22 protein-coding genes are annotated in these 24,557 nt (G+C 67.7%); 10 read left to right on the forward strand and 12 right to left on the reverse strand.

Annotated features, from left to right (window positions below; translation table 11 throughout):
- Positions 1–100: 100 nt before the first annotated feature.
- On the reverse strand, positions 101–1,159 hold the full coding sequence (locus AC07OC_RS13925; RefSeq protein WP_218340005.1) for a bifunctional riboflavin kinase/FAD synthetase: 1,059 nt from the start codon (positions 1,157–1,159) through the stop codon (positions 101–103).
- 168 nt (positions 1,160–1,327) lie between these two features.
- Here AC07OC_RS13925 and AC07OC_RS13930 point away from each other — a divergent pair, with 168 nt between their 5' ends.
- On the forward strand, positions 1,328–1,885 hold the full coding sequence (locus AC07OC_RS13930; protein ID WP_218295747.1) for an HNH endonuclease: 558 nt from the start codon (positions 1,328–1,330) through the stop codon (positions 1,883–1,885).
- A 54-nt stretch (positions 1,886–1,939) separates the two neighbouring features.
- On the opposite strand, the gene AC07OC_RS13935 is transcribed toward AC07OC_RS13930, so the two are convergent.
- Positions 1,940–3,880, reverse strand: a complete 1,941-nt coding sequence (locus AC07OC_RS13935; protein WP_218340006.1) for a sensor histidine kinase — start codon at positions 3,878–3,880, stop codon at positions 1,940–1,942.
- A 234-nt stretch (positions 3,881–4,114) separates the two neighbouring features.
- Here AC07OC_RS13935 and AC07OC_RS13940 point away from each other — a divergent pair, with 234 nt between their 5' ends.
- The 3 genes from AC07OC_RS13940 to AC07OC_RS13950 all read left to right on the forward strand — a co-directional run bounded on the left by AC07OC_RS13940 (position 4,115) and on the right by AC07OC_RS13950 (position 8,682).
- The gene (locus tag AC07OC_RS13940) at positions 4,115–4,798 is read left to right on the forward strand and encodes a response regulator transcription factor (protein WP_218340007.1); all 684 of its coding nucleotides are present in this window, start codon (positions 4,115–4,117) and stop codon (positions 4,796–4,798) included.
- 166 nt (positions 4,799–4,964) lie between these two features.
- Positions 4,965–8,063, forward strand: a complete 3,099-nt coding sequence (locus tag AC07OC_RS13945) for an IPTL-CTERM sorting domain-containing protein (protein WP_494601531.1) — start codon at positions 4,965–4,967, stop codon at positions 8,061–8,063.
- An 85-nt stretch (positions 8,064–8,148) separates the two neighbouring features.
- Positions 8,149–8,682 carry a DUF3617 domain-containing protein gene (locus AC07OC_RS13950; protein WP_494601533.1) on the forward strand — a complete coding sequence of 178 codons (534 nt, stop codon included), beginning with the start codon at positions 8,149–8,151 and terminating at the stop codon, positions 8,680–8,682.
- A gap of 97 nt (positions 8,683–8,779) precedes the next feature.
- Here AC07OC_RS13950 and AC07OC_RS13955 read toward each other — a convergent pair whose 3' ends face one another.
- The 4 genes from AC07OC_RS13955 to AC07OC_RS13970 all read right to left on the reverse strand — a co-directional run bounded on the left by AC07OC_RS13955 (position 8,780) and on the right by AC07OC_RS13970 (position 13,322).
- Entirely contained in the window at positions 8,780–10,174 is a 1,395-nt protein-coding gene (locus AC07OC_RS13955) for an alpha/beta fold hydrolase (RefSeq protein WP_494601535.1), read from the reverse strand.
- 75 nt (positions 10,175–10,249) lie between these two features.
- Complete coding sequence (locus AC07OC_RS13960; RefSeq protein WP_494601537.1) at positions 10,250–11,365, reverse strand: acyl-CoA dehydrogenase family protein; 1,116 nt, start codon at positions 11,363–11,365, stop codon at positions 10,250–10,252.
- Between the two features lie 24 nt (positions 11,366–11,389).
- Positions 11,390–12,571, reverse strand: a complete 1,182-nt coding sequence (locus AC07OC_RS13965; protein WP_494601539.1) for an acyl-CoA dehydrogenase family protein — start codon at positions 12,569–12,571, stop codon at positions 11,390–11,392.
- 46 nt (positions 12,572–12,617) lie between these two features.
- A complete protein-coding gene (locus AC07OC_RS13970; protein WP_494601541.1) occupies positions 12,618–13,322 on the reverse strand; it encodes a YceH family protein in 705 nt (234 codons plus the stop codon).
- Between the two features lie 39 nt (positions 13,323–13,361).
- Between AC07OC_RS13970 and purN the strand changes: the two genes are divergently transcribed.
- The gene (gene purN, locus AC07OC_RS13975) at positions 13,362–13,943 is read left to right on the forward strand and encodes a phosphoribosylglycinamide formyltransferase (RefSeq protein WP_494601543.1); all 582 of its coding nucleotides are present in this window, start codon (positions 13,362–13,364) and stop codon (positions 13,941–13,943) included.
- A gap of 40 nt (positions 13,944–13,983) precedes the next feature.
- On the opposite strand, the gene AC07OC_RS13980 is transcribed toward purN, so the two are convergent.
- Complete coding sequence (locus AC07OC_RS13980; RefSeq protein ID WP_494601545.1) at positions 13,984–14,538, reverse strand: hypothetical protein; 555 nt, start codon at positions 14,536–14,538, stop codon at positions 13,984–13,986.
- Positions 14,539–14,829: 291 nt separating this feature from the next.
- Positions 14,830–15,084: a DUF1653 domain-containing protein gene (locus tag AC07OC_RS13985; protein WP_218340014.1), complete on the reverse strand. Its 255-nt coding sequence runs from the start codon at positions 15,082–15,084 to the stop codon at positions 14,830–14,832.
- A gap of 45 nt (positions 15,085–15,129) precedes the next feature.
- Here AC07OC_RS13985 and AC07OC_RS13990 point away from each other — a divergent pair, with 45 nt between their 5' ends.
- From AC07OC_RS13990 to AC07OC_RS14000, 3 genes are all read left to right on the forward strand, one after another.
- Positions 15,130–16,983: a M48 family metallopeptidase gene (locus tag AC07OC_RS13990; RefSeq protein WP_218340015.1), complete on the forward strand. Its 1,854-nt coding sequence runs from the start codon at positions 15,130–15,132 to the stop codon at positions 16,981–16,983.
- Positions 16,984–17,088: 105 nt separating this feature from the next.
- Positions 17,089–18,363, forward strand: coding sequence for an RsmB/NOP family class I SAM-dependent RNA methyltransferase (locus AC07OC_RS13995; RefSeq protein ID WP_218295734.1), 1,275 nt, complete (start codon positions 17,089–17,091; stop codon positions 18,361–18,363).
- A gap of 131 nt (positions 18,364–18,494) precedes the next feature.
- On the forward strand, positions 18,495–19,709 hold the full coding sequence (locus tag AC07OC_RS14000; RefSeq protein WP_218295733.1) for a DesA family fatty acid desaturase: 1,215 nt from the start codon (positions 18,495–18,497) through the stop codon (positions 19,707–19,709).
- Between the two features lie 92 nt (positions 19,710–19,801).
- On the opposite strand, the gene AC07OC_RS14005 is transcribed toward AC07OC_RS14000, so the two are convergent.
- Complete coding sequence (locus AC07OC_RS14005) at positions 19,802–20,212, reverse strand: hypothetical protein (protein ID WP_218295732.1); 411 nt, start codon at positions 20,210–20,212, stop codon at positions 19,802–19,804.
- Between the two features lie 239 nt (positions 20,213–20,451).
- Here AC07OC_RS14005 and AC07OC_RS14010 point away from each other — a divergent pair, with 239 nt between their 5' ends.
- On the forward strand, positions 20,452–21,960 hold the full coding sequence (locus AC07OC_RS14010) for an aminotransferase-like domain-containing protein (protein ID WP_218340017.1): 1,509 nt from the start codon (positions 20,452–20,454) through the stop codon (positions 21,958–21,960).
- 113 nt (positions 21,961–22,073) lie between these two features.
- On the opposite strand, the gene rpmG is transcribed toward AC07OC_RS14010, so the two are convergent.
- From rpmG to trxB, 3 genes are all read right to left on the reverse strand, one after another.
- A complete protein-coding gene (gene rpmG / locus AC07OC_RS14015) occupies positions 22,074–22,244 on the reverse strand; it encodes a 50S ribosomal protein L33 (RefSeq protein ID WP_008904999.1) in 171 nt (56 codons plus the stop codon).
- An 11-nt stretch (positions 22,245–22,255) separates the two neighbouring features.
- Positions 22,256–22,489: a 50S ribosomal protein L28 gene (gene rpmB, locus AC07OC_RS14020; protein WP_007859763.1), complete on the reverse strand. Its 234-nt coding sequence runs from the start codon at positions 22,487–22,489 to the stop codon at positions 22,256–22,258.
- A 185-nt stretch (positions 22,490–22,674) separates the two neighbouring features.
- Positions 22,675–23,628, reverse strand: a complete 954-nt coding sequence (trxB, locus tag AC07OC_RS14025; RefSeq protein ID WP_218340018.1) for a thioredoxin-disulfide reductase — start codon at positions 23,626–23,628, stop codon at positions 22,675–22,677.
- A 185-nt stretch (positions 23,629–23,813) separates the two neighbouring features.
- Here trxB and AC07OC_RS14030 point away from each other — a divergent pair, with 185 nt between their 5' ends.
- Positions 23,814–24,491 (forward strand): Crp/Fnr family transcriptional regulator, encoded by a 678-nt coding sequence (locus AC07OC_RS14030; protein ID WP_218295729.1) that lies wholly within the window; start codon positions 23,814–23,816, stop codon positions 24,489–24,491.
- Positions 24,492–24,557: the final 66 nt, after the last annotated feature.

A 24,557-nucleotide genomic window follows, 5' to 3' on the forward strand; every position in this document is an offset into this window, starting at 1 on the left:
TTAAAACGGGGCATTCCGGGGCAGGCCCGGAGAAAACGGGAAAAGAGGAGGCGTGAAGAGGTGTCGGGCCTGCCGGGCAGGCGCTGCGCAGGCAGCCCCCTCAAATTCGGTCGCGCGTGGTCTGGCGCCGGGTCTCGGTGTGATTGGGTGCCTGGGCCGACGCGAAGTAGGCGCGCGCATCCGCACAGTCCTTGGCGATGCCCGCCGTCAGGGCAGCCAGACCGTCGTACTTGAGCTCGTCGTGCAGTTTGTGCAGCAGTTCCACGCGCACGATTTTACCGTACGCCCCTTCGGCCCCCAGCTCGGCGGGCCATTGCAGGCAATGTGTCTCCAGCAGCACTCGCCCGCCGTTGACGTCGTCGGGGTCGAGCGAAGGGCGCACGCCCAGGTTGGCCACGCCCTGCAGCGGGGCATCGCCCTCGCGCCCCAGGCCGTGCACCAGCACGGCGAAGATGCCGCTGGCGGCGGGCTTCCAGTGGGCAAAGCGCAGGTTCAGCGTGCGAAAGCCGTCGCCCGCGCCCTCGGCCGTGGCGCCCAGCTCGCGCCCGAGCTTGCGGCCATGCACCACATGGCCCGAGATGGTGTATGGCCGTCCCAGCAGGCGCGCGGCCGCGTCCATGTCGCCCTGGGCCAGCGCTTGCCGCACGGCGGAGCTGGAGACGCGCAAACCGTGCACCTCGTAGCTGTTCATGCGCGCCACGTCAAAGCCCCGGGCCTGGCCGGCCGCGTCCAGCATGGCGTAGTCGCCCGCGCGCTGGCGCCCGAACCGGAAGTCATCGCCCACCAGCACGTAGCGGGCGCCCAGCCCCTGCACCAGCACCTCGTCGATGAAGGCCTCGGGCGACTGCGCGGCCAGCGCCGCGTCGAAAGGCAGCACCACCGTCTGCTGCACGCCGCAGCGCGCCAGCTCCGTGAGCTTGTCGCGCAGCGTGCCGACGCGCGCGGGCGCCAGCTCGGGCTTGTGCAGCGTCCCGGCAAAGTAGTCGCGCGGATGGGGCTCGAAGGTCAGCACGCAGCTGTCCACTTGCCGGTGGGCGGCCTCGCTGTTGAGCAGGGCGAGCATGGCCTGGTGGCCCCGGTGCACGCCATCGAAATTGCCGATGGTCAGCGCGCACGAGCGGGCGATGCCAGGATGGTGGAATCCGCGAAAGATCTTCATCGGTTTGTTATCTTTTTGATAGCAGCATGCGCAGGTGCATCAAGCGCAAGACGCCAATTTGTCATGAAAACGGAGTATATTGTGACCCACGGACGGCCCGCTACGGGGCTGCCCGCGAGACATCAGCGTTCCGAATCCTTGTGTACTTACCGTTCCAGGAGGCGTGTTTTGAAGGTCTTGAAGCTGTCGGCCCAAGGGCTGCCCCAATCGTGGATTTCGCTCGAGCAGGCGGTGATTCATTACGCCGCCGGTGAGGTGCGCTGGGAATCCGGCGGCCAGATCGCCCGGTTCCGCGGCGGGCACAACGCCGTGACGGGTGAACAGTCGGTGATTGCCGTCAACAGCATCATCGGCACCAAGGGCGTGCCCACGATCAACCCGTTCGACCTCAAGCCCGGCCTGACCAACAGCAAGCTTTTCATCCGCGACCGCAATGTGTGCGCCTACTGCGGCGGGCATTTCCACGAAGACAACCTCACGCGCGAGCACATCGTGCCCTTCGCGCGCAACGGGCAGGACCACTGGATGAACGTGGTCACGGCCTGCCGTCCCTGCAACCACCGCAAGGGGCCGCGCACCCCCGAACAGGCGCATATGCCACTGCTGTACGCGCCCTACGTGCCCAGCCTGTGGGAGGACTTCATCCTGCGCAACCGGCGGATCCTGGCCGACCAGATGGAGTTCCTGATGGCGCACGTGCCCAAGTCCTCGCGCCTGCTGGCCTGAGAACCAGCTCCAGGTCTTTGCGGGGGCCGCCCGGGCGCGGCTCGCCTGCGGGGGTCAGGTTGCCCAGGATGATTCGCCCCGGGCCCGGACCTGCCGCTGGTGGTGGGCGCTGCCGGAGGCCATGGGCTGTGTGGCCAGGGTCAGCGTGAAGCAGGTCCCCTCGCCCAGCCGCGATTCCACGGTGATGTCGCCCCCGTGCAGCCGTGCGATGCGGCGGGTCACCCACAGGCCCAGGCCGAAACCCTTGCTTTGGTCGGTGCGGTCTCCGCGTTCGAAGCGCTGGAAGATGCGGTTCATGACCTCCAGCGACATGCCCGAGCCTTCGTCCGCCACGGAGATTTCCAGCAGCCCGGATTCGCCCTTGCGCGCCGCAATGAAGATTTCCCCTGCGGATGCGTACTTCACCGCGTTGTCCACGAGGTTGGACAGCGCGATGCGCACCAGTGTCCCGTCGCAGACCCACTCCGGCGGAGCGAGGTCGGTGAAGAGGCGAAGGTGGTGGCGCGGAGACCAGTGGACCAGCTGCGCCGCATGCTCCAGAAGGTCGGCCGTGTTGACCGGCGACGCCTGGAGAGAGAAACCCGCCGTGTCCATCCGTTCGCTGATCAGGCAGCTGTCCACCAGCGAGGCGAGGCGCCGGCAGGCGCGCCGTATCTGCGCTGCCCGGTCCTTCTGCGCGTTGATATCCGCGGAGGGGAAGGCCTGCTGTTCCGCGGCAGCGCTGTCCACCACCGCGAGCGGGGTCCGGAACTCGTGGCTGATCATGTGGAAGAACTGCCGCTGCTCCAGCCGCAGGGCGCGTTCGTTTTCCAGGGCCTGGCCCAGGGCGTCCTGCGCCTGCGACAGCTCCGCCGTGCGCTGTCCGATGCGCTCTTCGAGCGACTGCTCGGACTGGGCCAGCCGTTCGATGGCCAGGTCCTTGGTGCGCTGGATGTCGCGGTAGCGCAGGACCATGCCCACGAAGACGGCGCACGCGATCATCGCGGTAAAGAGGATCACCTCCCATTGCCACAGTGCCGTCGCGTCGATGTTCCAGTGCAGCGCGCCGGTCATGATGATGGCGATGGGCACTCCGGCCATCGCGTGCAGGCCATAGGCCGAGAGCAGCAGCGCGTGCAGGGCCCGCCGCTCGCGCGTGCGCAGGGCAAGCACGCACAGGACGATGGCGATCACGTCGCTGGCCAGCAGGGACAGCAGGTTGACCCATGCCACGGACCCGTAGAAGCCCAGCGGAACGCTGGCCATGCCCGCCAGGTTCAGGGCTGCGAGCGCCATCAGCCACCTGCCGGTGCGGCGGTGGCGGCCGGTGTTCGCCAGCTGCTCCCTGATCTGCCAGGCCAGCGTGGCCGCCAGGGCAAATGCACCGATCCCGACCGAATGGCTGGCCCACAGCGTCCACGGCGCAGGAACCCAGAGGCTGGAGTAGCCGCGCACGTTGAAGATGTGGATCACGCTGACGGAGCCCAGAACGGCGAGGGCAAAGAGCGCGCGGGTGCGAAAGATGGCCGCCGCGGCCCAGATGCCCAGCAGCAAGGCCGCCACGGCGCCAAAGTGCAGGCCCATGCCGCGTTCCGCATCCGCCAGGCTGGCGCCCAGCGCCTGCGCGCCGAGCACGCTGCCCTGGAACTGCATGGCGCTGCTGGTCTGGATGCGGATGAGCGCCATGGCACCGGGTGCCAGGCGAAACAGGTGCTGGCGGACGCCGGCTTTCCGGGGGGCCGGCACATGGTCGCCGCTCTCCTGCGCCGACCAGTCCCCCGTGGCGCTGCGCTGGTAGAGCGTGACCGTGTCGAGATAGGTGGGCTGCGCCAGCAGCCACAGTGCCCCGGGTTCGGCATCCGGGGGCAGGGACGGCACCTGGAAACGCAGCCACACCGGATGGCCGAGGTAGCCCGCATTCAACGAATGGTGCAGCCGCGACGACCCTTCGCCGACGGGTGCCGCGGCCGCATCGCCCGGCCCCATCCGGCCGAGCGGATCGTCGATCCGGTCCATGGGGATGTCCCATCCCAGCTGGAAGCGGAAATCCGGCGGCAGCTCGCCCGCGCGCGCCAGCACGCAGGAGAAAAACAGGAGAAGGCACGCGGCAAGCGCCCTGGCGTGCCAAGGCACCGCCGTGCGGCGCCTGGGGCTTGTGAGTATTCGTGAGTATTCGTGCATGGCTCGGTGCAAAAGGCACTGACACAATAGTACGTATCAAACTGTTTCGCACCCCAATTGACCGTCTCAATGTCCGCTCAACCCACCATCGCAGTCGTCGAAGACGACGAGGACATCCGCAGCAATGTATGCAGCTATCTGGCGCGCTCGGGCCTGCAGTCCTGGGGGGCCGAGTCGGCGGAGGATTTCTACGTGCGCCTGCTGCGCGCCCGCGCCGATCTCGTGGTCGTGGATATCGGCCTGCCTGGCGAGGATGGGCTGAGCCTGCTCACCCGCCTGGCGGCGCAAGGGGTGCCCACCGTGCTGATGACGGCGCGCGCAGACCTGGACAGCCGGATCGAAGGGCTGGAGGCTGGCGCGCTGCAGTATTTCGTCAAGCCCGTCGACATGCAGGAGCTGGTGGCCGGCATCCGTTCGCAGCTGCGCAACAAGCGGCTGCAGGGCGGCGGGGATGCGCTGGCGGCGGTGCCGTGGCAACTGGACACCGTGGGCGGCGCGCTGCGGGCCCCCAACCAGCAGGTCGTCTCGCTGACCACGCGGGAGCTGGAGCTGCTGTCCTGCCTGCTGGAGAACCCCGGCGTGGTCGTGAGCAAGCAGGCGCTCGCGCAGGCCGTGGGCGGACGCAATCTCGACGATGACTTCCACCGCATCGAATCGGCACTGACCCGGCTGCGCCGCAAGACGCTGGACGACACCGGCCTGGCCCTGCCGGTCAGGGCGGTCTTTGGAAAAGGGCTCGTGTTCGCACCATGAGCTGACCCCCCTGGCGCAAGCCCGCTGACCGGGTGCCCCGAGCCTCGGTCCACCACCACCCCACCCATTTCATGGTTGCGCATGCCGTCCCGGCAGGGCGCAGCCTGGGCCGAACTCGGCCCGCAGGTTTCGACGACAGAGATCTGATTCAAGAGGAGACGGCAAATTGACCACTGAGATTTTCCTGGGCGGGCTGCGCGGCAGCATGTCCCGCTTCCTGCGCCGCCTGGCGCTGCTGTGGCTGGGGGGGCTCGCCCTGCTCGCCGCCGCAGGCTCCGCGCACGCGGCGTTCGTGAATGGCGGCTTCGAGAGCGACCTGGACAGCTGGAACATCCGGCACCTGCGTGTGCCCGGTGCCGGCATTGCGCTGGCCAATTTCCCGCCCGGCTCGGAGAGTGATCTGGGGCTGACGCCCAACACCACCTCCACGCCCGCGCCGACCGATGCCGTGGGCAATGACTCCGACATCAACGTCAGTGGGCAAGTGCGTTTCCCGCTCTATGGGGCCAAGAGCGCGCGCGTCAACTACCTGGGCGCCCAGAACCGCGCCGCCGCCATCGACCAGACGGCCGTGATGACGCTGGCCGACGTGGACCCGACGGACGGCAAGGCGCACGTGCGTTTCGCCATCGCCCCGGTGCTGCAGAACCCCGGACACTCCGGGCACGAGCAGCCCTACTTCTTTGTCGAGGTGTACAACGTCACCAAGAACAAGCAGCTGTTCTACACGTTCAACTTTTCGGGCCAGTCCGGCGTGCCCTGGCAGACCGTGGGGGGCTTCCAGTACACCAACTGGCAGACCATCGATATCGCGCCCGGGGAGGGCGTGCTGGATGTGGGCGATCAGGTCAAGGTCACCGTGATCGCGGCGGGCTGCAGCCAGAGCGGGCACTCGGGCCACATCTACGTGGATTCGGGGGCCGGCCTGACCAACCTGCCGGGCCCTGGCATCAAGGCCGATGCGCCGGAGTACGCGGCTGCCAACGGCAGCGTGGACTACACCTATTCGTACTCGAACCAGGGTGACGTACCTCTCACGAGCACCGTGGTGACCATCGTGTCCCCGCAAGACAACACGCCGGGAACACCCAGGAATCTGCGCATCGATCCGGGCTCCGTGCCCGCCGCGTGCACGACCAGTGTGTCCGGCACCGCGGGCAACGAGATCGATAGCATCTCCTGCCCCCTGGGAACCCTGAACCCGGGCAGCAGCGGCATGCTCCAGCTGTCGTTCGTGGCGCCGGCGCTCACCACCGGCCCCATCAACCACGGCAACTATTCCATCGTGGGCGATGCGATATCGCCGTTGCTCGGGCCGCTGGTCCAGAGCCAGATCACCACGGACCCCCTGGTCGACCTGAGCGTGGCCCTGTCCGACGGACAGAACGCCGTGATCTGGGGGCAGGCCCTCACCTACGCCATGACGGTGACCAACCTCGGCCCGACCGCGGTGCCGGCTGGCGCCATGGTCCAGGAGCTGGCCCCGGCATCGCTGACCGGCATCGCATGGACCTGCGCGGCATCGGGCGGGGCCGTGTGCCCGCTGGCCTCGGGCACGGGGCCCGTGAGCCAGACCCTGCCGGACCCGGTGCCGGTGGGTGGAACGCTCACCTACACCATCGCGGCCCAGGCCGACCCGTCCGCCAGCGGCGCAGGCACGATCCGGCACACGGCCACGGTGACGGCACCGGCTGGCGTGCGGGACCGTGAAAGCTCCAACAACACGGCCACCGACTCCGATCCCGTGGGGGCGGGGCTGTTCAACCTGCAGGTTCACACGATCGGCACGGGCACGGTCACTTCGGTGCCCTTGGGCATCTCCTGCGGAGCCAGCTGCGCCTCCGACCAGCCTGGCGGCGCCGAGGTCATCCTCTACGCCACGGCGCCGGCCGGCTCCATCTTCACGGGCTGGAGCGGCGGCGGCTGCTCGGGCGCGGCCACCAGCTGCACCGTGTCCATGGATGCTTCCAAGACCGTGACCGCGAGCTTCACCATCCCCCTGGATGTGACGCCCGTGGTGGGCGCCAACGGCTCCGTGACCCCTGCCGTGACGCAGCCTGTCGCACCGGGCGGCACCACCTCGTTCATGGTCATGCCGAATGCGGGCTACGCACCGGTCATCACCGACAACTGCGCCGCCGGCGGCGCACAGACTGGCGGCGCGCTGGTGGGCAGCACCTACACGACCAACGCGATTGCCCAAAACTGCGTGGTCAACTTCAGCTTCGTGAACTCCGGCGTGGCCACGGTCACGCCGTCGGTGGGCACCGGCGGCGCCATCACGCCGAATGCGCCGAAGACGGTGCTGAACGGGGGCTCCGTGTCCTACGTGGTGACGCCGACCACCGGCTACACCAGCGCCCCGCCCACGGGCTCCTGCCCCGCAGGCACCTGGTCCGGCACCACCTATACCATTGCCCCGGTGCCTGCCGACTGCACGGTGAACTTCGGTTTCCTGGCGCCCGTGGCGGTGACGGCTTCCGTGGCATCCGGAAGCGGCAGCGTCACGCCTGCGTCGCAATCGGTGGCAGTGGGGGGCACGGCCGTCGTCACGCTCACTCCAGGCGCCGGCCAGCGCGCCACCCTGGCGGCAGGCAGCACCTGCACGGGCGGCAGCTTCAATGCCGACAGCACGGTGTTCACCGTCCCGGGCGTGGCGGCAGCCTGTTCCGTGTCGTTCGCCTTCGTTCCGAACCCGGTGGTGACGGCCTCCGTGCTTTCTGGCAGCGGTACCGTCAGTCCCGGTGCGCAGTCCGTGCCACCCGGCGCCAGCGCGGTGGTCACGCTGTCTCCCGCCGCGGGTTTGCATGCGACGCTGCATGGCTCCAGCACCTGCACGGGCGGCAGCTTCAATGCCGACAGCACGGTGTACACCGTCCCCGGCGTGGCGGCCAACTGCTCCGCGGTATTTGCCTTCGTGCCGAACCCGGTGGTGGCGGCCTCCGTCCTTTCCGGCGGCGGAACCGTCAGCCCTGCGACGCAGTCCGTCATGCCGGGGACGAACGCGGTGATCGTGCTGTCGCCTGTCAAGGGCATGCGCGCTGCATGGGATGCCTCCAGCACCTGCGGTGGCGGCAGCTTCAACGCGAACTTCACCGCCTACACCATCCCGTCCGTGGCGGCGGACTGCGCGGCCGTGTTCCGGTTCGCACCCGCCCCGGTGGACGCCAATGCCATTCCCACGCTGTCGGAGTGGGGCATGGTCCTCCTGTCGGCCCTGCTCGCCGCCATGGTGTGGATGCACCGCCGCCGGCTGGGCCGCTGATGCGCTGACAGATAGACAGATACGGCAACCGGGATGCGCCAGGCCCCCGCGGAGCCTGGCGCTCCACCGTTACCCCCCTGAATCCATGAAACCTCTCGTTGTAGCCGCCTCTTTGTCCCTCTCGCTGGGCCTGCCGCTGGCCCAGGCCGACACCCTGCCGGCGCGCAAGCCGGGCCTGTGGGAGGTCTCCATCGCCGCTGCCGGCCAGTCGGTGATGCGCCAGCAGAAGGTGCTGCAGTGCACGACGCCCCAGGTGGACGCGGTGACCCTGCTTGCCGTGGTTCCGGGGCAGGAGCATTGCCATGAAACACGCGTGAAGAAGGGAGAGAACGGCATCCGGTTCGACGTCCAGACGGTGTGTTTCGTGCACGACAACCGGGTCACCGCGCGCATCCAGCTGTCGGGCGACTTCCAGGAGTCCTACCAAGGGCAGTTCGAGGTGTCCTATTCCCCGCCCGTTCCCCACGGCAACGCCGGCGTGACGCAGTTCAGCGGGCGCCGCCTGGGAGACTGCAGGCCGGGCATGAAGCCCTCGGACATGGTGTTGCCCAACGGCGTGACCGTCAACATCGTCGACAGCCTCAAGCAGCGCGAAGGCCATGGGGGGCACTCGCACTGACGCCCGTGCGTGCTTTCCCTCCCAGGACAAAAAAACAACCCCACGGGCGCTTGCCGCCCGTGGGGTTTTTTCATGCATGCCGCTGCCGGCGCCTTGCTTACTGGCTGATTTCCAGCATCACCACATGCCCTTGCGCCGCCGGCCAGGTCTGGCCCGTTACCCGTTCGCCGTTGAATTCGGCCGCGATGCTGCGCACGCCGCCAGCGGGCTTGACCTTGGCGGATGCCACGCCCGCTCCGGGGGGCACGCCAGCGGGCGGGGCGCCGTCCAGCAGCATCCTGTCGCGCGCCGGGTCCAGGTAGCCGCGGGGGCGGGCCAGGGTGATGATGCTGTCCGCGCCCTTGTCCGCGTCGGCCATGCGTTCAGGGCGCAGGTGGATCAGGTCGCTGCCGCGCGGGAAGCCGCTGCGGTAGATGTGGGTGGTGGCGTAGCCGGGCGCGGTGATCACGAACTCGATGGGCGAGCCGGTGGGGACGGCGAGCGGGCCCCACTGGCCATCCGCGCCCACGGCCTTGCGCAGCAAGGCGCCGCCGGTGCGGGCGCCGGTGGCGGGGTCGGTCGTGTACACCTCCAACTGCGCCCCCGGCAGGGGCAGGTTGTTGCTGAAATTGCCGGTCCTGGGGTCGGTGGAATCCACGCCCAGGCCGGTGACCTTGCCATTCAGCACCACGGCCTTCTCGGCGGCGATCTCGGTGCGTGCCGGGGCCTTGCCGGTGATGAAGCGGTAGGTGGCCTCGAACGCGGCGGGTGAATAGGATGTCTCGCGGTGGTCGATGCGCGGGATGATCACGTTGGTGGCTCCCTTGAGCTCGGGGCCTGCGGCCGTGACGTTGGTGGCCGTGCCCTTGGCGCCGATCCACACGCCGTCGGGCTGGGCGAACTTGTCGTTGTTGTCCGAGCGGACGGTCAGCCATTTCACCGGGCCGCTCACCTCGTCCCCTGCGGCGTTCTTGGCGGCATTCAGGGCCTTGAGGAACGGGCCGGTGCCCGAGAACTCGTTGCCTTCCCGAAAGCCTGGAACCGCCCACACGCCGTGGTTGGGCGTACCGCCGAGGATGGCGTGGCTCACGGTCTGGTCGCCGCCGCCGTTGTAGACGTAGTTGCGGATGGCATTGCCGCCGCGCGAGTTGCCCACCAGCACGACCTGCCGGGCGCCGGTGGCCTGGAGCACCTTGTCCACCTCGGCCTTCAGGTAGGCCATGTGCTCCGCCGCCGAGGTGCGGCCGGGCTGGGGCTTGCCGTCCTCGTCGCGCGAGAGCGGGTAGGGCACGTCGATGGCGTGCAGGCGTTCGCGCGGCCAGCCGTTCGACTCGAACCGCCACACGGTGGTCTGCCACAGCGCGGCGGTGTCGCCGTTGCCATGCACGAAGACGATGGGCGGCGCCTCCGCCAGGCTGGGGCTGCGGGTGGCGCAGCCCGCCAGGGCCAGGCTGGCGGCGGCAGCGGCGGCCACCAGAAGGGAGCGGCGTGGCAGCAAGTGCGTGTTGTTCATGGGGGGCTCCAGAAAGAAAAAATGCCCGTGGACCGGTGGGCCCACGAGCATTGCATGGTTGCGTGACAGTCCTCTTCAGGCAAACACGCCTGCGGTGTCCTGCATGCGGCTCGACACCTCGCCCAGGTGGTGCAGCGTATCGCCAAAGGTCATTTCCAGCTGCGTGAGCTTCTTGAAGTAGTGGCTGCCGATGTACTCGTCGGTCACGCCGATGCCGCCGTGCAGCTGCACCGATTGCTGGCCCACGAAGCGCATCGATTGGCCCAGCTGCACCTTGGCGCGCGCCATGGCGGCGCGGCGTTCGGCGGCCGGGGCGCCCAGCTTGAGGCTGGCGTAGTAGCTCATCGAACGGGCCAGCTCCAGCTGCATCTTCATGTCGGCCACGCGGTGGCGCAGCGCCTGGAAGCTGGCGATGAACACACCGAACTGCTTGCGCTGGTTCATGTATTCGACGGTCAGCGACACCGTCTTGTCCATCACGCCCACGGCCTCGGCGCAGGTGGCGGCGATGCCGGTGTCCACGGCCAGCTCCAGCGCGGCCAGGCCGTCGGTGGTGATGAGCGTGGCGGGGGCGTTGGCCAGCTGCACTTCCGCCGCGCGGCTGCCGTCCTGCGTGACGTAGCCCCGCGTGCTCACGCCAGCGGCCGAACGTTCCACGAGGAAGAGGGCGATCTTGCCGTCCAGCTGCGCCGGCACGATGAAGGCATCGGCCTGGTCACCGGCGGCTACTATGCTTTTTGTAGCTGTTACCGCATGTCCTGATTGCGCTTGAGTGGCTTTTGCTTCACAAACGTCCAGGCGGTAGCGCGCCTTGCGCTCCTGGTAGGCCAGTACCACCAGCGCCTCGCCGCTGGCCACGCGGGGCAGCCAGGCGGCTTGCACGGCGGCAGTGCCGTATTGCGACAGCACGCTGCTGGCGATGAAGGCCTGCGCGATGGGCTCGAGCACCATGCCGCGGCCCAGTTCCTCGGCCACCACCATGGCGTCGATGGCGCCATGGCCCATGCCGTCGTGGGCTTCGGGCACGGTGAGTGCGGTCAGGCCCAGCTCGGCCAGCTCGCCCCACGCTGCGCGGTCAAAACCGCCAGCGGCCACGGCGGCGCGGCGGCGCTCGAAGGTGTAGCCCTTGTCCACCCACTTGCGCACCGCATCGCGCAGTTGTTCCTGGTCGTCAGAAAAATCGAAATCCATGTTCTTGTCTCCTGGAACTTGGGTTCAGCCGAGGACGGTCTGAGCCACGATGTTGCGTTGGACTTCATTGCTGCCGCCGTAGATGGTGGTCTTGCGCAGGTTGAAGTAGGTGGACGCCAGGGGCGCGTTGGCGATGACGCCGCCGGGGAAGTCGCCTTGCCAGCCGGCTTCCATCGCTTCTTCGATGAAGGGCAGGCTGAACGGGCCGGCGGCCAGCATCATCAGTTCGGCGTAGCGCTGCTGGATCTCGCTGCCCTTGATCTTGAGCAGGCCGGCGATGTCGAGCGAGTTCTTGCCCGATTTTTCCGCCGAGAGCACGCGCAGCACCAGCATTTCGAGGGCCACGACGTCCACTTCCAGCAAGGCGATCTGGTCGCGGAAGCGCTGGTCGTCCCACATGCCCTCGGTCTTGGCGATGCGCTTCAGGCGCTCCAGCTCGCGCTTGCTGCGGTTCACGTCGGCGATGTTGGTGCGCTCGTGGGAGAGCAGGTGCTTGGCGTAGGTCCAGCCCTTGTTCTCTTCGCCGATCAGGTTCTCGGCGGGCACTTCGACGTTGTCGAAGAACACCTCGTTGACCTCGCACTCGCCGTCCAGCAGCTTGATGGGGCGCACGGTCACGCCCTTGGACTTCATGTCCAGCAGCAGGAAGGAGATGCCCGTCTGGGGCTTGCCCTCGGTGCTGGTGCGCACCAGGTTGAACATCCAGTCGCCGTGCTGGCCGAGCGTGGTCCAGGTCTTCTGGCCGTTGACGATGTACTTGTCGCCCACGCGCTCGGCGCGGGTCTTGACCGAGGCCAGGTCCGAGCCCGAGCCCGGTTCGCTGTAGCCCTGGCTCCACCAGACTTCGCCGCTGGCGATGCCGGGCAAGAAGCGCTTTTGCTGCTCGGCATTGCCGAAGGCCATGATCACCGGGGCCACCATCACGGGGCCGAAGGGGATGATGCGCGGCGCGCCGGCGAGCGCGCACTCTTCTTCGAACAGGTGCTTTTGCACGGCGGTCCAGCCAGGGCCGCCGAATTCCTTGGGCCAGCCGAAGCCGAGCCAGCCCTTCTTGCCCAGTATCTTGGCCCAGCCCTGCATGTCTGCACGGGTCAGGCGCAAGGCGTTGTGGACCTTGTGGGAAATTTCCTGGGGTAGGTTGGCGTGGACCCATGCGCGAACTTCTTCGCGGAAGGCCTGTTCTTCGGGGGTGAATGCGAGATCCATGCGGCTTGTCTCCTGAGAAGTCCTGTTTGTAGCACGGTCGTTCGTTTTATTCCTGTCCGGGTGGCGACATTCCATCCGGCGCGGGGGCGATGCCCAGCTCGGCGCACAGCCGTTCCACGGTGGCGCGCAGGCCCGCCACCTGGGCTTCCAGCGCCTCCACCCGCGCCTGCAGTGCGGCCGGCGTGCCGCCACCGCCGCTGCCCGGGGCGGGAACGGCGGCGCTGTGGGTATCGACCGGCCCGCACAGCAGGTGCGCCCAGCGCTGCTCGCGCGCGCCAGGCGCGCGGGGCAGCAGCACCACCAGCGGGCCGCCTTTTTCGGGGCTGCGCTCCTGCAGCTCGTCGAGGAAGGCCTCCACCGAGGAGATGTCGGCGAACCGGTACCAGCGCTCGGCGTTGATGCGCAGCTCGCCCGCCGTCTGCGGCCCGCGCAGCATCAACAGGCCCAGCAGCACGGCCGACTGCTCGGGCACGCCCACGCCGCGCTGGAAGTTGTGCTCCCAGCGCGTGGTGCGGTTGCCGGTGGTCTCGAAGGCCAGCGTGAGGAGCTTGAGCGAGTCCAAGGCCTCCTGGGCGTCGGCGTCGCTCAGGTGCATCACCGGGTCGCGGCTGGTCTTCTGGTTGCAGCCCGTGAGCAGGCCGTTGAGCGACATGGGGTAGCTGTCGGGCACGGTGCGGGCTTTTTCCATCAGCGTGGCCAGCACGCGGGCCTCGTTCGGGGTCAGGGGGTGGTTTGCGGGGTCGAATGGCATGGCAGGGATAATCCGGGGTTGAGCGTCGCAGTGCAATTTATGAAGAACATCGTGATTTTGATCTCCGGCAGCGGCTCCAACATGGCCGCCATCGTGCGGACCGCGCAGCAGGAGAACTGGGAGCAGCGCCATGGCGCCCGTGTGGCCGCCGTGGTCAGCAACAAGCCGGAGGCCGCCGGCCTGGCCTTCGCGCGCGAGCAGGGCATCGCCGCCGAGGCGCTGGACCACAGGGCGTTCGCGAGCCGCGAGGCATTTGACACCGCACTGGCCGCCACCATCGACCGCCACGCCCCGGCGCTGGTGGTGCTGGCCGGGTTCATGCGCATCCTCACGCCCGGCATCGTGGCGCACTATGCGGGGCGGCTGATCAACATCCACCCCTCTTTGCTGCCGGCTTTCACGGGGCTGCACACGCACCAGCGCGCCATCGACGCGGGCTGCAGGTTTGCGGGGGTGACGGTGCACCAGGTGACGGCGGAGCTGGACGTCGGGCCCATCCTGGACCAGGCGGTGGTGCCAGTCCTGCCGGGCGACACGGCAGACACCCTGGCTGCCCGCGTGCTCACGCAGGAACACGTGATCTACCCCCGCGCCGTGCGGGCGCTGGTGCGGGCCCTGTAGCGCACCCGCCGTTGCGCGGGGATGCGCCGTGGTGAGCGGGCTAGAGGGTGCTGACCACCTCGGCCGAGTGGCCCTGCAGCACCTCCTTGACCCTGGCCGCCTGCTCCGCGCTGGTGGGGTGGGCGACCACAGCCCAGTGGTTGTGGCGCAACGCCGAGCGCACCTTGGTGATGAACAGGACGTGGTCGGGCCGCATCGACAGGAGCCCCCCGCCCAGCATGCCGAACGTGGTGCCAAAACCCACCAGGGCGATGAAGGCCAGCAGGGAGCTGCTCACGATCATGGGGTGGCCTGCGTTATAGAACCATGCAAAGAGCGCCAGGCCTGCCACGGCCCCGACGGCGCCCACCACGATGTGGGTCTGGAAGAAGGTGCGGGCAATGCCGCGCGGTTCCGGCTCGAGCGAGCGCGCGAACAGGTCGCGGCGCGATGCGCGCGCATCCTGCGGGCCCAGCAGCCGGACCTGTCCGGCCTGCAGGCCGCCGATGCGCAGCATCTGCGCCATGGAGGTCTCGGCCTGGCTTTGCTGGGCAAACAGGCCGGCGACCTTGGTGAGTGAGCGTTCTCCGAACAGCCCTTGGAGTAGATAGCCCATGGGAACCTCCTGGGATCAAGCCGGGCCCTCCGTGCCCGGCGGTGGGGGTGGGAGGAATGCTGCAGGGAGCTGGCAGCCTCCCACCGGGTGCCAGGGCATGCGGGCCCAGAGCCCACGGTAGGCCGCATCTGGCCGGGGCGCTGTAGGACGCGGCGGGCCGTCGGGGTAGGTGCCCTGCGTTCGGGGGCATGTCGCCCTGCGCGACCAGAAACCCGTGGCGCCAGCGCAACGCGTTCCAGCTGGCCGATACCGCCTTCGCGCGTGCCGTGCCGTGGCGTGGCCGGACCGGGTTCAGCCGGGACCGGCCTCGTCGCCGCATTTCTCGAACCGGGGCCGCGCCACGCCATCGATGAGCACCTGCTCCTCGAACATGGCGGCGGGGCGTACCCACAGCCCCCGCTGGCCATAGAGTGCGCGGTACAGCGTCATGGGCTCCAGGGTCTCGCTGTGGCGCACGGTGTCGATCACCTCGTAGAGCATGCCCTTGTAGTGGCGGTACAGGCCCGGCGGGGTGCGGATGAGCGCGGGGAGGTCGTTGTCGTTCATGGTTAGGATGGCGGCTGAAAATCAACCAAGAGTGGGGGGACGCCAGTGGATCAGGCAGATTTTGTGCACATGGTGCGCATGAGCGAGCATGCCAGTGCCGACAACAGCCGAGCGTACCGCCGCAGCGTGGCCGCGTTCGCGGCGCTGGGCTATGCGTGGGTGCTCGGCTGCCTGGCCCTGGCCGTGGGCATCCTGGCGTGGGTGGTGCCGCAGCTCCTGCACGGTCGCTTTCGTTTTGCCATGGTGTGGCTGCTGCTGGGGGCTGGCGGCCTGCTGTGGGTGAGCCTGCGGGCCCTGTGGGTGCGCTTTGACGCACCCGCCGGCGTGGAGATCACGGTGCTGGAAGCGCCCGAACTGTTCGAGGCGCTCGACCGCATCCGCCGCAAGATCAAGGGCCCGCCCATCCACAAGGTCACGCTGAACGACGAGTTCAACGCGAGCATCCAGCAGCTGCCCCGCTTTGGCCTGCTGGGGGGCGCGGTCAACCATCTGAGCATCGGGCTGCCCCTGCTCATGGCACTGGATCGGCCGCGTTTCCTGGCCGTGCTGGCGCATGAATACGGGCATCTGCGCGGCGACCATGGCCGGTTTGCGGCGTGGATCTACCGCACGCGGCTGTCCTGGATGCGCCTGAACCACAGCCTGGCGGACGACGAAGGCCCGGTGGCCGCCGCCACGCAGGCCTTCATGCGGTGGTACTTTCCGCGCTTTTCCGCCAAGACCTTCGCGCTGGCGCGCCAGGACGAGTACGAGGCCGATCGCATCGCGGGCAAGCTGCTGGGCCGAGAGGTGGCGGCCGCCGCGCTGGCTGAAATCGAGATCCGTGGCGCGTGGCTGCAGGCGGAATTCTGGGGAAACCACTGGTGCGAGGCCGCGGGCAACCCGCTTCCCGTGGGCCCCTATCGCGCCATGCGCCGCTGCCTGGCGAAAGCCCCCGACCCGGCGTTCGCCAACGACGCGCTGCGCCAGGCGCTCAAGCGCCTGAGCAGCGTGGACGACACCCACCCTGGCCTGCGCGACCGCATCGAGGCGCTGGACGCAACGCCCACGCTGCCGGACTGGTCGCGCGGCAACGCGCTGGCCCTGCTGGGCACGGAGGCCAGGCGCTGGGTGGCCCACTTCGACAAGCAGTGGTGCCGCGACAACGCCACGGAGTGGAAGCAGCACCATGCGTGGCTGGGGCGCGTGCGCGCACGTGCCGAGGCCCTGGGTGCATCGACCGCCCAGAGCAGCGCCGCCGACCTGGTGGAGCTGGCGCGCCTCCAGCGCCATCTGGACCCCCGTGCCGATGTGCGTGCCCTCTACGAGCTGGCGCTGGAACGCAGTCCCGAATACCCCGCCGCCCTGCGCGGGCTGGTGCCTTGCCTGCCCGACGATGACCGCGAGAGCAAGCTCCAGCTGCTGCACCGGGTGTGGGAGGCGGGCAGCAGCGACCGCTACTGGGCGGCACGCACCGCCCTGGCCGAGCTGGAGACACCCCGCCTGGGTCTGGACCACGATGCCGCCGCCTTCAAGCAGTGGCGCAAACGGCTGGAGCGCGCCCAGGAGTCGGAGGAGCGGGCCTGGGAAGAGCTGTCGGGCACCTCGTTCTTCAGCCAGATCGTGCGGCACGACCTGAGCTCCTTCGAGCTGGCCGAGCTGCAATCGGAGCTGGCCCGTTGTGCGCCCCTCGCCCGTTGCTGGCTGGTGCGCAAAAACCTGCGCGAGCATCCGCAGCGTCGTGCGTACCTGGTGTTCCTGGAGCTGCCAGGCATGGACGACGAAAGCCGCTACCACCTGTGCCGCGCCCTGGAGCGCAATCTGAGCCTTCCGGGCCCCGCGCTGGCGCTGTGGGCGGGCGAATCTCCTTCGCTCAAGGAAATCGAGCGCCATGCGTTCGATCCGATCTATACCCGTTGATGGCCAACTTTTTGCTCGTCCCTTTCTCGTCTGCACGGTGAGTTGCACACGGCGTACCCCTCCGGGGGGTGACGGGAAGCAGCTCAGGGGGTGGACAATACGGGGATGCATCCCAAAGTTCTTCTCGACGCCTGCGCCGAACTGGTCAGGCTCACCCTCACGTTTGAACACCCCGCCGACGCGGTGGTGTCACGGTTCTTCCGCGACAACCGGGGCCTGGGGCCCCGCGAGCGGGCCACGCTGGCCGAAACGGTCTACACCGTGCTGCGCAAGAAGCTGCTGTTCGACCACATGGCGCCTTCCGGCTCGGGCCCCAAGGAACGCCGCCTGGCCATCCTGGGTTTCTACGGCCCGCGCGATTTCCTCAAGAGCGCACTGACCGACCAGGAGAAGAACTGGCTCGACCAGTGCGACGCCGTCACGGTCGATGACCTGATGGAGCGCCACCGCCACAACCTGCCCGAATGGCTCGTCAAGCCCTTGAAGGACCAGCTGGGCGAAGGCTTCTGGCCGCTGGTGGAAAGCCTGGCCCAGAGCGCGCCGCTGGATTTGCGCGTCAACGCGCTCAAGGACAAGCGCGCCGATGTGCAAAAGGAGCTCGCCAAGGCCGGCATCAAGGCCAGCCCCACGCCGTATTCGCCCTGGGGCCTGCGCATTGACGACAAGCCTGCGCTGACCAAGCTCGATGCGTTCACGCGCGGCGCCATCGAGGTGCAGGACGAAGGCTCGCAGCTGCTGGCCCTGCTGCTTGACGCCAAGCGCGGCGAGATGGTGGTGGATTTCTGTGCCGGGGCGGGCGGCAAGACGCTGGCCATCGGCGCGGGCATGCGCAGCACGGGGCGCCTCTATGCGTTCGACGTGTCGGCGCATCGCCTGGATGCGCTGAAGCCGCGCCTGGCACGCAGCGGCCTGTCGAACGTGCACCCCGCCGCCATCGCCCATGAGCGCGATGACCGGGTCAAGCGGCTGGCGGGCAAGATCGACCGCGTGCTGGTGGACGCCCCCTGTTCGGGCCTGGGTACCTTGCGCCGCAATCCTGACCTCAAATGGCGCCAGTCGCCCAAGGCCGTCGAGGAGCTGGTGGCCAAGCAGACCGCCATCCTGGACAGCGCGGCGCGCCTGCTCAAACCCGGCGGCCGCCTCGTGTATGCCACCTGCAGCATCCTGCCGCAGGAAAACGAGGCCATCGCGGACGCGTTCAGCGCCTCGCACCCTGATTTCGAACTGCTAGACGCCGGCGAACTGCTGGAGCAGCTCAAGGTCGAGGGGGCCAAGGGCCTGTGCAGTGGCGGCGAGACAGGCAGTGGCTTTCTGCGCCTGTGGCCCCACCTGCACCAGACGGACGGCTTTTTCGCCGCCATCTGGTCCAAAAAGAGCTGAGTTACCGCTCTAAAGTTTCTAAATACGCGTAAATACTGTGGATACCCCTGAACTCTGCACGGGGTACTCCCTCTAAAATCAGGTACCCGCTCCGCTGGCGAGCGGGTTCTCTGTAGTAAGGCTTCCCGAATATGCTGTTACCCGATTGGGCTGTGCTGAACGCCGCCATTGACTGGCTCGGCCATGGTTTGTGGAACCTGGCCTGGTGGCAGATCATCCTGTACACCCTGGCGACGACCCACATCACCATCGCGGCGGTCACGATTTTCCTGCACCGCGCCCAGGCGCACCGCGCGTTGGATTTGCATGCCATCCCCTCGCACTTCTTCCGCTTCTGGCTGTGGATCGGCACGGGCATGGTCACCAAGGAATGGGTGGCGATCCACCGCAAGCACCACGCCAAGTGCGAAACGGTGGACGACCCGCACAGTCCCCAGACACGGGGCCTCGATACCGTGATGTGGCGTGGTGCCGAGCTGTACCGCGCCGAGTCGAAGAACATGGAGACCATGAAGAAGTTCGGCCACGGCACGCCGGATGACTGGATGGAGCGCAACGTCTATACCCGCTACGGCTGGCAGGGCGTGGGCCTCATGCTGATCCTGAACCTCGCCCTGTTCGGTGCCCTGGGCGCTGCCGTGTGGGCGGTTCAGATGCTCTGGATTCCCTTCTGGGCGGCGGGCGTGGTCAATGGCGTGGGCCACTACTGGGGCTACCGCAACTTCGAGGCGCAGGATGCCAGCACCAACCTGGCGCCCTGGGGGATCATCATTGGCGGCGAGGAACTGCACAACAACCACCATACCTACCCCACCTCGGCCAAGTTCTCGGTCAAGCCCTATGAGTTCGATATCGGCTGGGTCTACATCAGTTTGATGAAGAAGATCGGCTGGGCCACCGTCAAGAAGGTTCCACCCAAGCTGCAGTTGGGCGATGTGAAGCCCGTGGCGGACGAAAAGACGCTGGAGGCCCTCATCGCCAACCGCTACGAGGTGATGGCCGGTTATGCGCGCGGTGTGCGCCAGGCCTGCAAGGAGGAGATTGCCGCATTGCAGGCGCGCCAGGCCGATGCGTCGGTGCTCAAGGCCGCCAAGCGCTGGCTTCACCGCGATGCGGAGAAGGTGCCTGCCGTGGCCCTGCCGCAACTGGCCCAGGCGCGCGCCGCGCACCCGGCCCTCGACAAGATGGTGACCATGCGGGAAGAATTGCGCCAACTGTGGCTCAATACCTCGCACTCCCGCGAGCAGTTGACGGCCGATCTGCAGGCATGGTGCCGCCGCGCCGAGGAAAGCGGCATTGCGGCGCTGCGCGAGTTCTCGCTGCGGTTGCGTGCGGCCCAGGCCTAGAGACAGCCGGCCGCCTGCCGCGGCGCCCGGATGCGAAGGAAAAAGGCCTTGCCGTCCGGCAAGGCCTTTGTCTTTTCTGCCGCCTTGCCGCTTCACCGTGCGGCGTGCAAGGCGCCGCCAAGTGTCCCCTCCTTGCGGGCCTTCCCGCCCGCCGAGAAAGCCCTGAGCAGGCGTCTCCAGGCTTTCTGGCCCAGTCCGGACACGGGTGTGCCTTCCACGATCCTGACTTCCGCCGGGCCCTGCGTGGCGCTGCCAAGCTGCACCCAGGTGGCCTGGCGGTGCTCCACCACCCACGGCAGGTGGTCGCCCGCCTTCAACCGCGCCAATGGTGGCGAGTGCAGCGCGTGCCCGAGAGAGCGGGGCGCAAGGCGGATGGCCACGTCCCCCCGGGTCGCGTGCACCCGGCTGCCGGGTGCGAGGCAGGCCCAAAGGCTCTGGCCGGGCGCGATATGCAGGGTGAGGAAAGGGGTGGGGATGGCGGTGGGCTGGGGGCGCGGTTTCATGGTGCGGGTCCTCCGGGGACAAAAGGCTGTAGCGAGGGCTTGAGCGTAGGAAATGCCGCCCCGCCGCAACAGGTACACGCTCCCCCGTGAGGAGGTAGAACAGCAGCGATAGCGGGCATGCTGTTATGGTTGCTTCTGCCCTTTCCTGTATCTGTACCCGTGGATGGCGTTCAGGCACCATCCACAGACCGGCTGCGGCGCCCATCCCATGGCGCAGCGGCATCCTTCGTTCTCCAGCCATGCCACGCTCCTCCGACACCCGGGAACCTCCCCTCTACCGCCAACTGGCGGCCTTGTACGAGCAGGCGATCGCCGCGGGCAGCCTTAAGCCCGGCATGCGCATGCCGTCCGTGCGCGAACTGTGCCAGCGCCATCAGGTGAGCCTGACCACGGCGCTGCAGGTGCTGCGCCACCTCGAATCCCAGGGGTGCGTGGAGGCGCGCGAGCGCGTGGGCTACTTCGTGCGCGAACTGGGCGGCGTGGCGCTCCCGGAGGCGCGCGAACCCGAGGTGCATGAACCGCTGGCCAGCGACCCCCAAGCCTTTGCGGGTATCAATGAGCGCATTTCGGTTTTTCTGGACAAGGCCCGCCGTGCAGGCCCTCTGCCGCTGGACCTGGGCAGCGCGATGCCGGCGCCCAGCCTGTTCGATGCGAAGGCGCTCAACCGGCTTGCCCATGGCCTGCTGCGGGAGCAGCCGGACATCCTGGTGTATGGCCCTTCGGCACCCACGACGCATCCCGAGTTCCAGCAGGCCATGGCGCGGCATGCGCTCACCTTTGGCGTGTGCGTGGCCCCGGCGGACATCGGCGCCACCCACGGAAACTCCGAGGCGGTCAACCTGGCCCTGGATGCGGTGGCCGAGCCGGGCGATGTGATTGCCGTCGAATCGCCCACCTTCTTCGGCATCCTCCAGGCCATCGAGGTGCGCGGGCTGCGCGCGCTGGAGATTCCCTGCAGCCCCCACACCGGCATATCGCTGGAGGCGCTGGAACTGGCCGCGCGCAACGAGCCGCGGCTCAAGGGCGTGGTGGTGGTTCCTCATCTGCAGATGCCGCAGGGCAGCGTGATGCCCGACGCGCACAAGGAGCGCCTGGTGGCGCTGTGCGTGGAGCATGGCCTGGCCCTCATCGAGGACGATATCTACCGCGAATTCGTGGAGTCGCCGCATATGCTGCGCCCCGCCAAGGCCTGGGACCGGCCGGGCGATGCAGGGCAGGTGATCTATTGCGCCTCGCTCAGCAAGAGCTTCGCCCCCGGCCTGCGCCAGGGATGGATGAGCGCGGGGCGCTGGCAGGCCCGGGTGCAGATGCTCAAGTTCGCCCGCACGCGCAACATGCAGACGTGGTCGCAGCTGCTGGCCGCGCGCAGCGTGGATTCCCCGGCCTATGAACGCCACATGCGCCGCATGCGTGTGCAGCTGCGCCTGCAGCGGGAGCAGTCCGCGCGGGCCGTGGCCCGCTACTTTCCGACCGGCACGCGGCTGAGCCTGCCTCCGGGAGGTTTGAGCCTGTGGCTGGAGCTGCCGGCCGGCATTTCGTCCACGCTGCTGTACGACCAGGCGCTGCAAAACGGCATCCGCATCGCCCCCGGGCCCATGTTCACCAACACGGGGCGCTATGAACATTTCCTGCGCCTGAGCTGCGGCATGCCCTTCACCGCGCAGGTGGAGGAGGGCTACCGCACGCTGGGTGCCTTGATGGCGGACCAGCTGGCCGTGCGGGCGCCCGCCTCGCGCAAGGTTGCCTAGGGGGCCACCAGCGCTGCCCTCCGCCCGGCTCTGGGCAGGCGCAGGCGGAAACAGGCATAAAAAAACCGCCCTGGGTCCGGGCGGTTCTTTGGGGAGAAAACGAGGCTGAACGATTACTTCAGCTTCATTTCCTTGTATTCCACATGCTTGCGAGCTTTTGGATCAAATTTCATGATCAGCATTTTCTCGGGCATGGTCTTCTTGTTCTTGGTCGTGGTGTAGAAGTGGCCGGTACCCGCAGTGGATTCCAGCTTGATCTTGTCGCGTCCGCCTTTGCTTGCCATGGTGCTTCTCCTTAAGCCTGACCACGTGCGCGCAGGTCTGCGAGCACCGAGTCGATACCGTTCTTGTCGATCAAACGCAGGGCAGCGCTCGAAACACGCAGGCGAACCCAGCGGTTTTCGGTCTCGACCCAGAAACGGCGGTATTGCAGGTTCGGCAGGAACCGGCGCTTGGTTTTGTTGTTGGCGTGGGAAACATTGTTTCCGACCATGGGCTTCTTGCCCGTTACGTCGCAGACGCGTGCCATGAGGACACTCCGATACTTTTAACGGCCGTTCGCTGGGCCCTGGGGTTGTTTCCCCAGGTTGGCTTGCGGCCTCACCTCGCCAGAATAAAGGGTGGCGGTAACCCGATTTGCCTGTTTCGAAAGGACCGCAAAAACGGGCCGAATTCAGCAAAGCCGCAGATTATAGCCTGATGCCCAGTTTTTGATCAACTCTCCTGTTCCAGGAAGCGCTGGGCGTCCAGCGCGGCCATGCAGCCCGTGCCGGCGCTGGTGATGGCCTGGCGGTACACGTGGTCCTGCACGTCGCCCGCGGCGAAGACGCCCGGCACGCTGGTCTGGGTGGCAAAACCCTTGAGGCCGCCCTGGGTGATGATGTAGCCGTTTTCCATCTCCAGCTGGCCCTGGAAGATCTCGGTGTTGGGCGCATGCCCGATGGCGATGAAGCAGCCTTGCAGCTGGATGTCTTGCGTGCTGCCGTCCTTGGTGCTCTTGACGCGGATGCCGGTCACGCCGGTGTTGTCGCCCAGCACTTCGTCGAGCGTGTGGAACAGCTTGAGCTCGATCTTGCCCGCCGCGACCTTCTCGTTGAGCTTGTCCACCAGGATGGGCTCTGCCTTGAACTTGTCCCGGCGGTGCACCAGGGTGACCTTGCGGGCGATGTTCGACAGGTACAGCGCTTCTTCCACCGCCGTATTGCCGCCGCCGACCACGCAGACGTCCTGCTCGCGGTAGAAGAAACCGTCGCAGGTCGCGCAGCCGGACACGCCCTTGCCCATGAAGGCCTCTTCCGAAGGCAGGCCCAGGTACTTGGCGGAGGCGCCCGTGGCCAGGATCAGCGCGTCGCAGGTGTAGGTGCCGCTGTCGCCGGTGAGCGTGAAGGGGCGCTGGCTGAAATCGACCTTATTGATGTGGTCAAAGATGATCTGGGTCTTGAAGCGCTCGGCGTGCTCCAGGAAGCGCTGCATCAGTTCGGGGCCTTGCACGCCGTGCACGTCGGCGGGCCAGTTGTCCACCTCGGTCGTGGTCATCAGCTGGCCGCCCTGGGCCATGCCGGTGATGAGCACCGGGTTCAGGTTGGCGCGGGCGGCATAAACCGCAGCGGTGTAGCCCGCAGGGCCAGAGCCAAGGATCAGAACTTTCGCGTGTTGGGTGGTGGACATGGTAAAAGCCTGTGTTTTGCGCCCGCTACATGGGGCGCTGTTGGGAAAGCTGGGGCTGAGCCGCCGAGTATCAACCGGCGGCCGTGGGTGCAAGCGGCCCCTTTTTCAATCACGGCGATTGTAAGAACCCATTGATGACCCGTTGCGACTCCGGTTGGGTCGCGCACCTGAGAGGAGAAGTTTTCATGTCGACGATGTTGTCCAACCTGGACCTGCTGCGCCGGGTTCCGCTGTTCTCGCTGCTGACGGTGACGCAGGCCGAGGTGATCAGTGGCGCGGTGATCAAGCGCCGCTTCAAGCGGGGCGAGGCGCTGGTGGAGCAGGGGCAGAAGTCCAATGCGCTGTTCATCCTGCTCACGGGACGCGCCCGGGTGATGACCTCCGACAGCCGGGGGCGCGAGGTGATCCTGGCCACGCTCTCGCAGGGCGACTACCTGGGCGAGATGAGCATCATCGACAACGAACCCCATTCGGCCACGGTGCGTGCCGAGGTGCAGACCGACGTGCTCATGCTCGGCCGCGCCGAGTTCGCCCGCTGCCTGACCGAGAACGCCTCGATGTCGCTGGTCGTGATGCGCGGCCTGGTCAAGCGCCTGCGCCATGCCGACCGCAAGATCGAGTCGCTGGCTCTGCTGGACGTGTACGGCCGGGTGGCCCATGCACTGCTGGACTTCGCGCTGCCGGATGCCCAGGGCCAGCTCGTGATCAAGGACAAGATCTCGCGCCAGGACCTGGCCAAGATGGTGGGCGCCTCGCGCGAGATGGTCAGCCGCGTGATGAAGGACCTGGAAGAGCGTGGCTTCGTCGAGGTCCTGCCCAGCGGCGCCACCCTGCTCAAGGAGCGGCTGAACGCCCTGGGTTGACGGCGCCGCGGTGTGGCTGCCTTTCGGCACACACCCTCTGCGGTGCTTGGGGTAAGCTCGCCCGGC

The organism is Acidovorax sp. GW821-FHT10E04, assembly GCF_059415185.1.

Bases quoted from the DNA above. Each gene is read 5' to 3' on its own strand.
- AC07OC_RS13925 (WP_218340005.1), bottom strand. From the start codon at position 1,159: ATGAAGATCTTTCGCGGATTCCACCATCCTGGCATCGCCCGCTCGTGC.
- AC07OC_RS13935 (WP_218340006.1), bottom strand. From the start codon at position 3,880: ATGGACCGGATCGACGATCCGCTCGGCCGGATGGGGCCGGGCGATGCG.
- AC07OC_RS13940 (WP_218340007.1), top strand. From the start codon at position 4,115: ATGTCCGCTCAACCCACCATCGCAGTCGTCGAAGACGACGAGGACATC.
- AC07OC_RS13950 (WP_494601533.1), top strand. From the start codon at position 8,149: ATGAAACCTCTCGTTGTAGCCGCCTCTTTGTCCCTCTCGCTGGGCCTG.
- AC07OC_RS13955 (WP_494601535.1), bottom strand. From the start codon at position 10,174: ATGAACAACACGCACTTGCTGCCACGCCGCTCCCTTCTGGTGGCCGCC.
- AC07OC_RS13960 (WP_494601537.1), bottom strand. From the start codon at position 11,365: ATGGATTTCGATTTTTCTGACGACCAGGAACAACTGCGCGATGCGGTG.
- AC07OC_RS13965 (WP_494601539.1), bottom strand. From the start codon at position 12,571: ATGGATCTCGCATTCACCCCCGAAGAACAGGCCTTCCGCGAAGAAGTT.
- AC07OC_RS13970 (WP_494601541.1), bottom strand. From the start codon at position 13,322: ATGCCATTCGACCCCGCAAACCACCCCCTGACCCCGAACGAGGCCCGC.
- purN (WP_494601543.1), top strand. From the start codon at position 13,362: ATGAAGAACATCGTGATTTTGATCTCCGGCAGCGGCTCCAACATGGCC.
- AC07OC_RS13980 (WP_494601545.1), bottom strand. From the start codon at position 14,538: ATGGGCTATCTACTCCAAGGGCTGTTCGGAGAACGCTCACTCACCAAG.
- AC07OC_RS13985 (WP_218340014.1), bottom strand. From the start codon at position 15,084: ATGAACGACAACGACCTCCCCGCGCTCATCCGCACCCCGCCGGGCCTG.
- AC07OC_RS13995 (WP_218295734.1), top strand. From the start codon at position 17,089: ATGCATCCCAAAGTTCTTCTCGACGCCTGCGCCGAACTGGTCAGGCTC.
- AC07OC_RS14000 (WP_218295733.1), top strand. From the start codon at position 18,495: ATGCTGTTACCCGATTGGGCTGTGCTGAACGCCGCCATTGACTGGCTC.
- AC07OC_RS14005 (WP_218295732.1), bottom strand. From the start codon at position 20,212: ATGAAACCGCGCCCCCAGCCCACCGCCATCCCCACCCCTTTCCTCACC.
- AC07OC_RS14010 (WP_218340017.1), top strand. From the start codon at position 20,452: ATGCCACGCTCCTCCGACACCCGGGAACCTCCCCTCTACCGCCAACTG.
- rpmG (WP_008904999.1), bottom strand. From the start codon at position 22,244: ATGGCAAGCAAAGGCGGACGCGACAAGATCAAGCTGGAATCCACTGCG.
- rpmB (WP_007859763.1), bottom strand. From the start codon at position 22,489: ATGGCACGCGTCTGCGACGTAACGGGCAAGAAGCCCATGGTCGGAAAC.
- trxB (WP_218340018.1), bottom strand. From the start codon at position 23,628: ATGTCCACCACCCAACACGCGAAAGTTCTGATCCTTGGCTCTGGCCCT.
- AC07OC_RS14030 (WP_218295729.1), top strand. From the start codon at position 23,814: ATGTCGACGATGTTGTCCAACCTGGACCTGCTGCGCCGGGTTCCGCTG.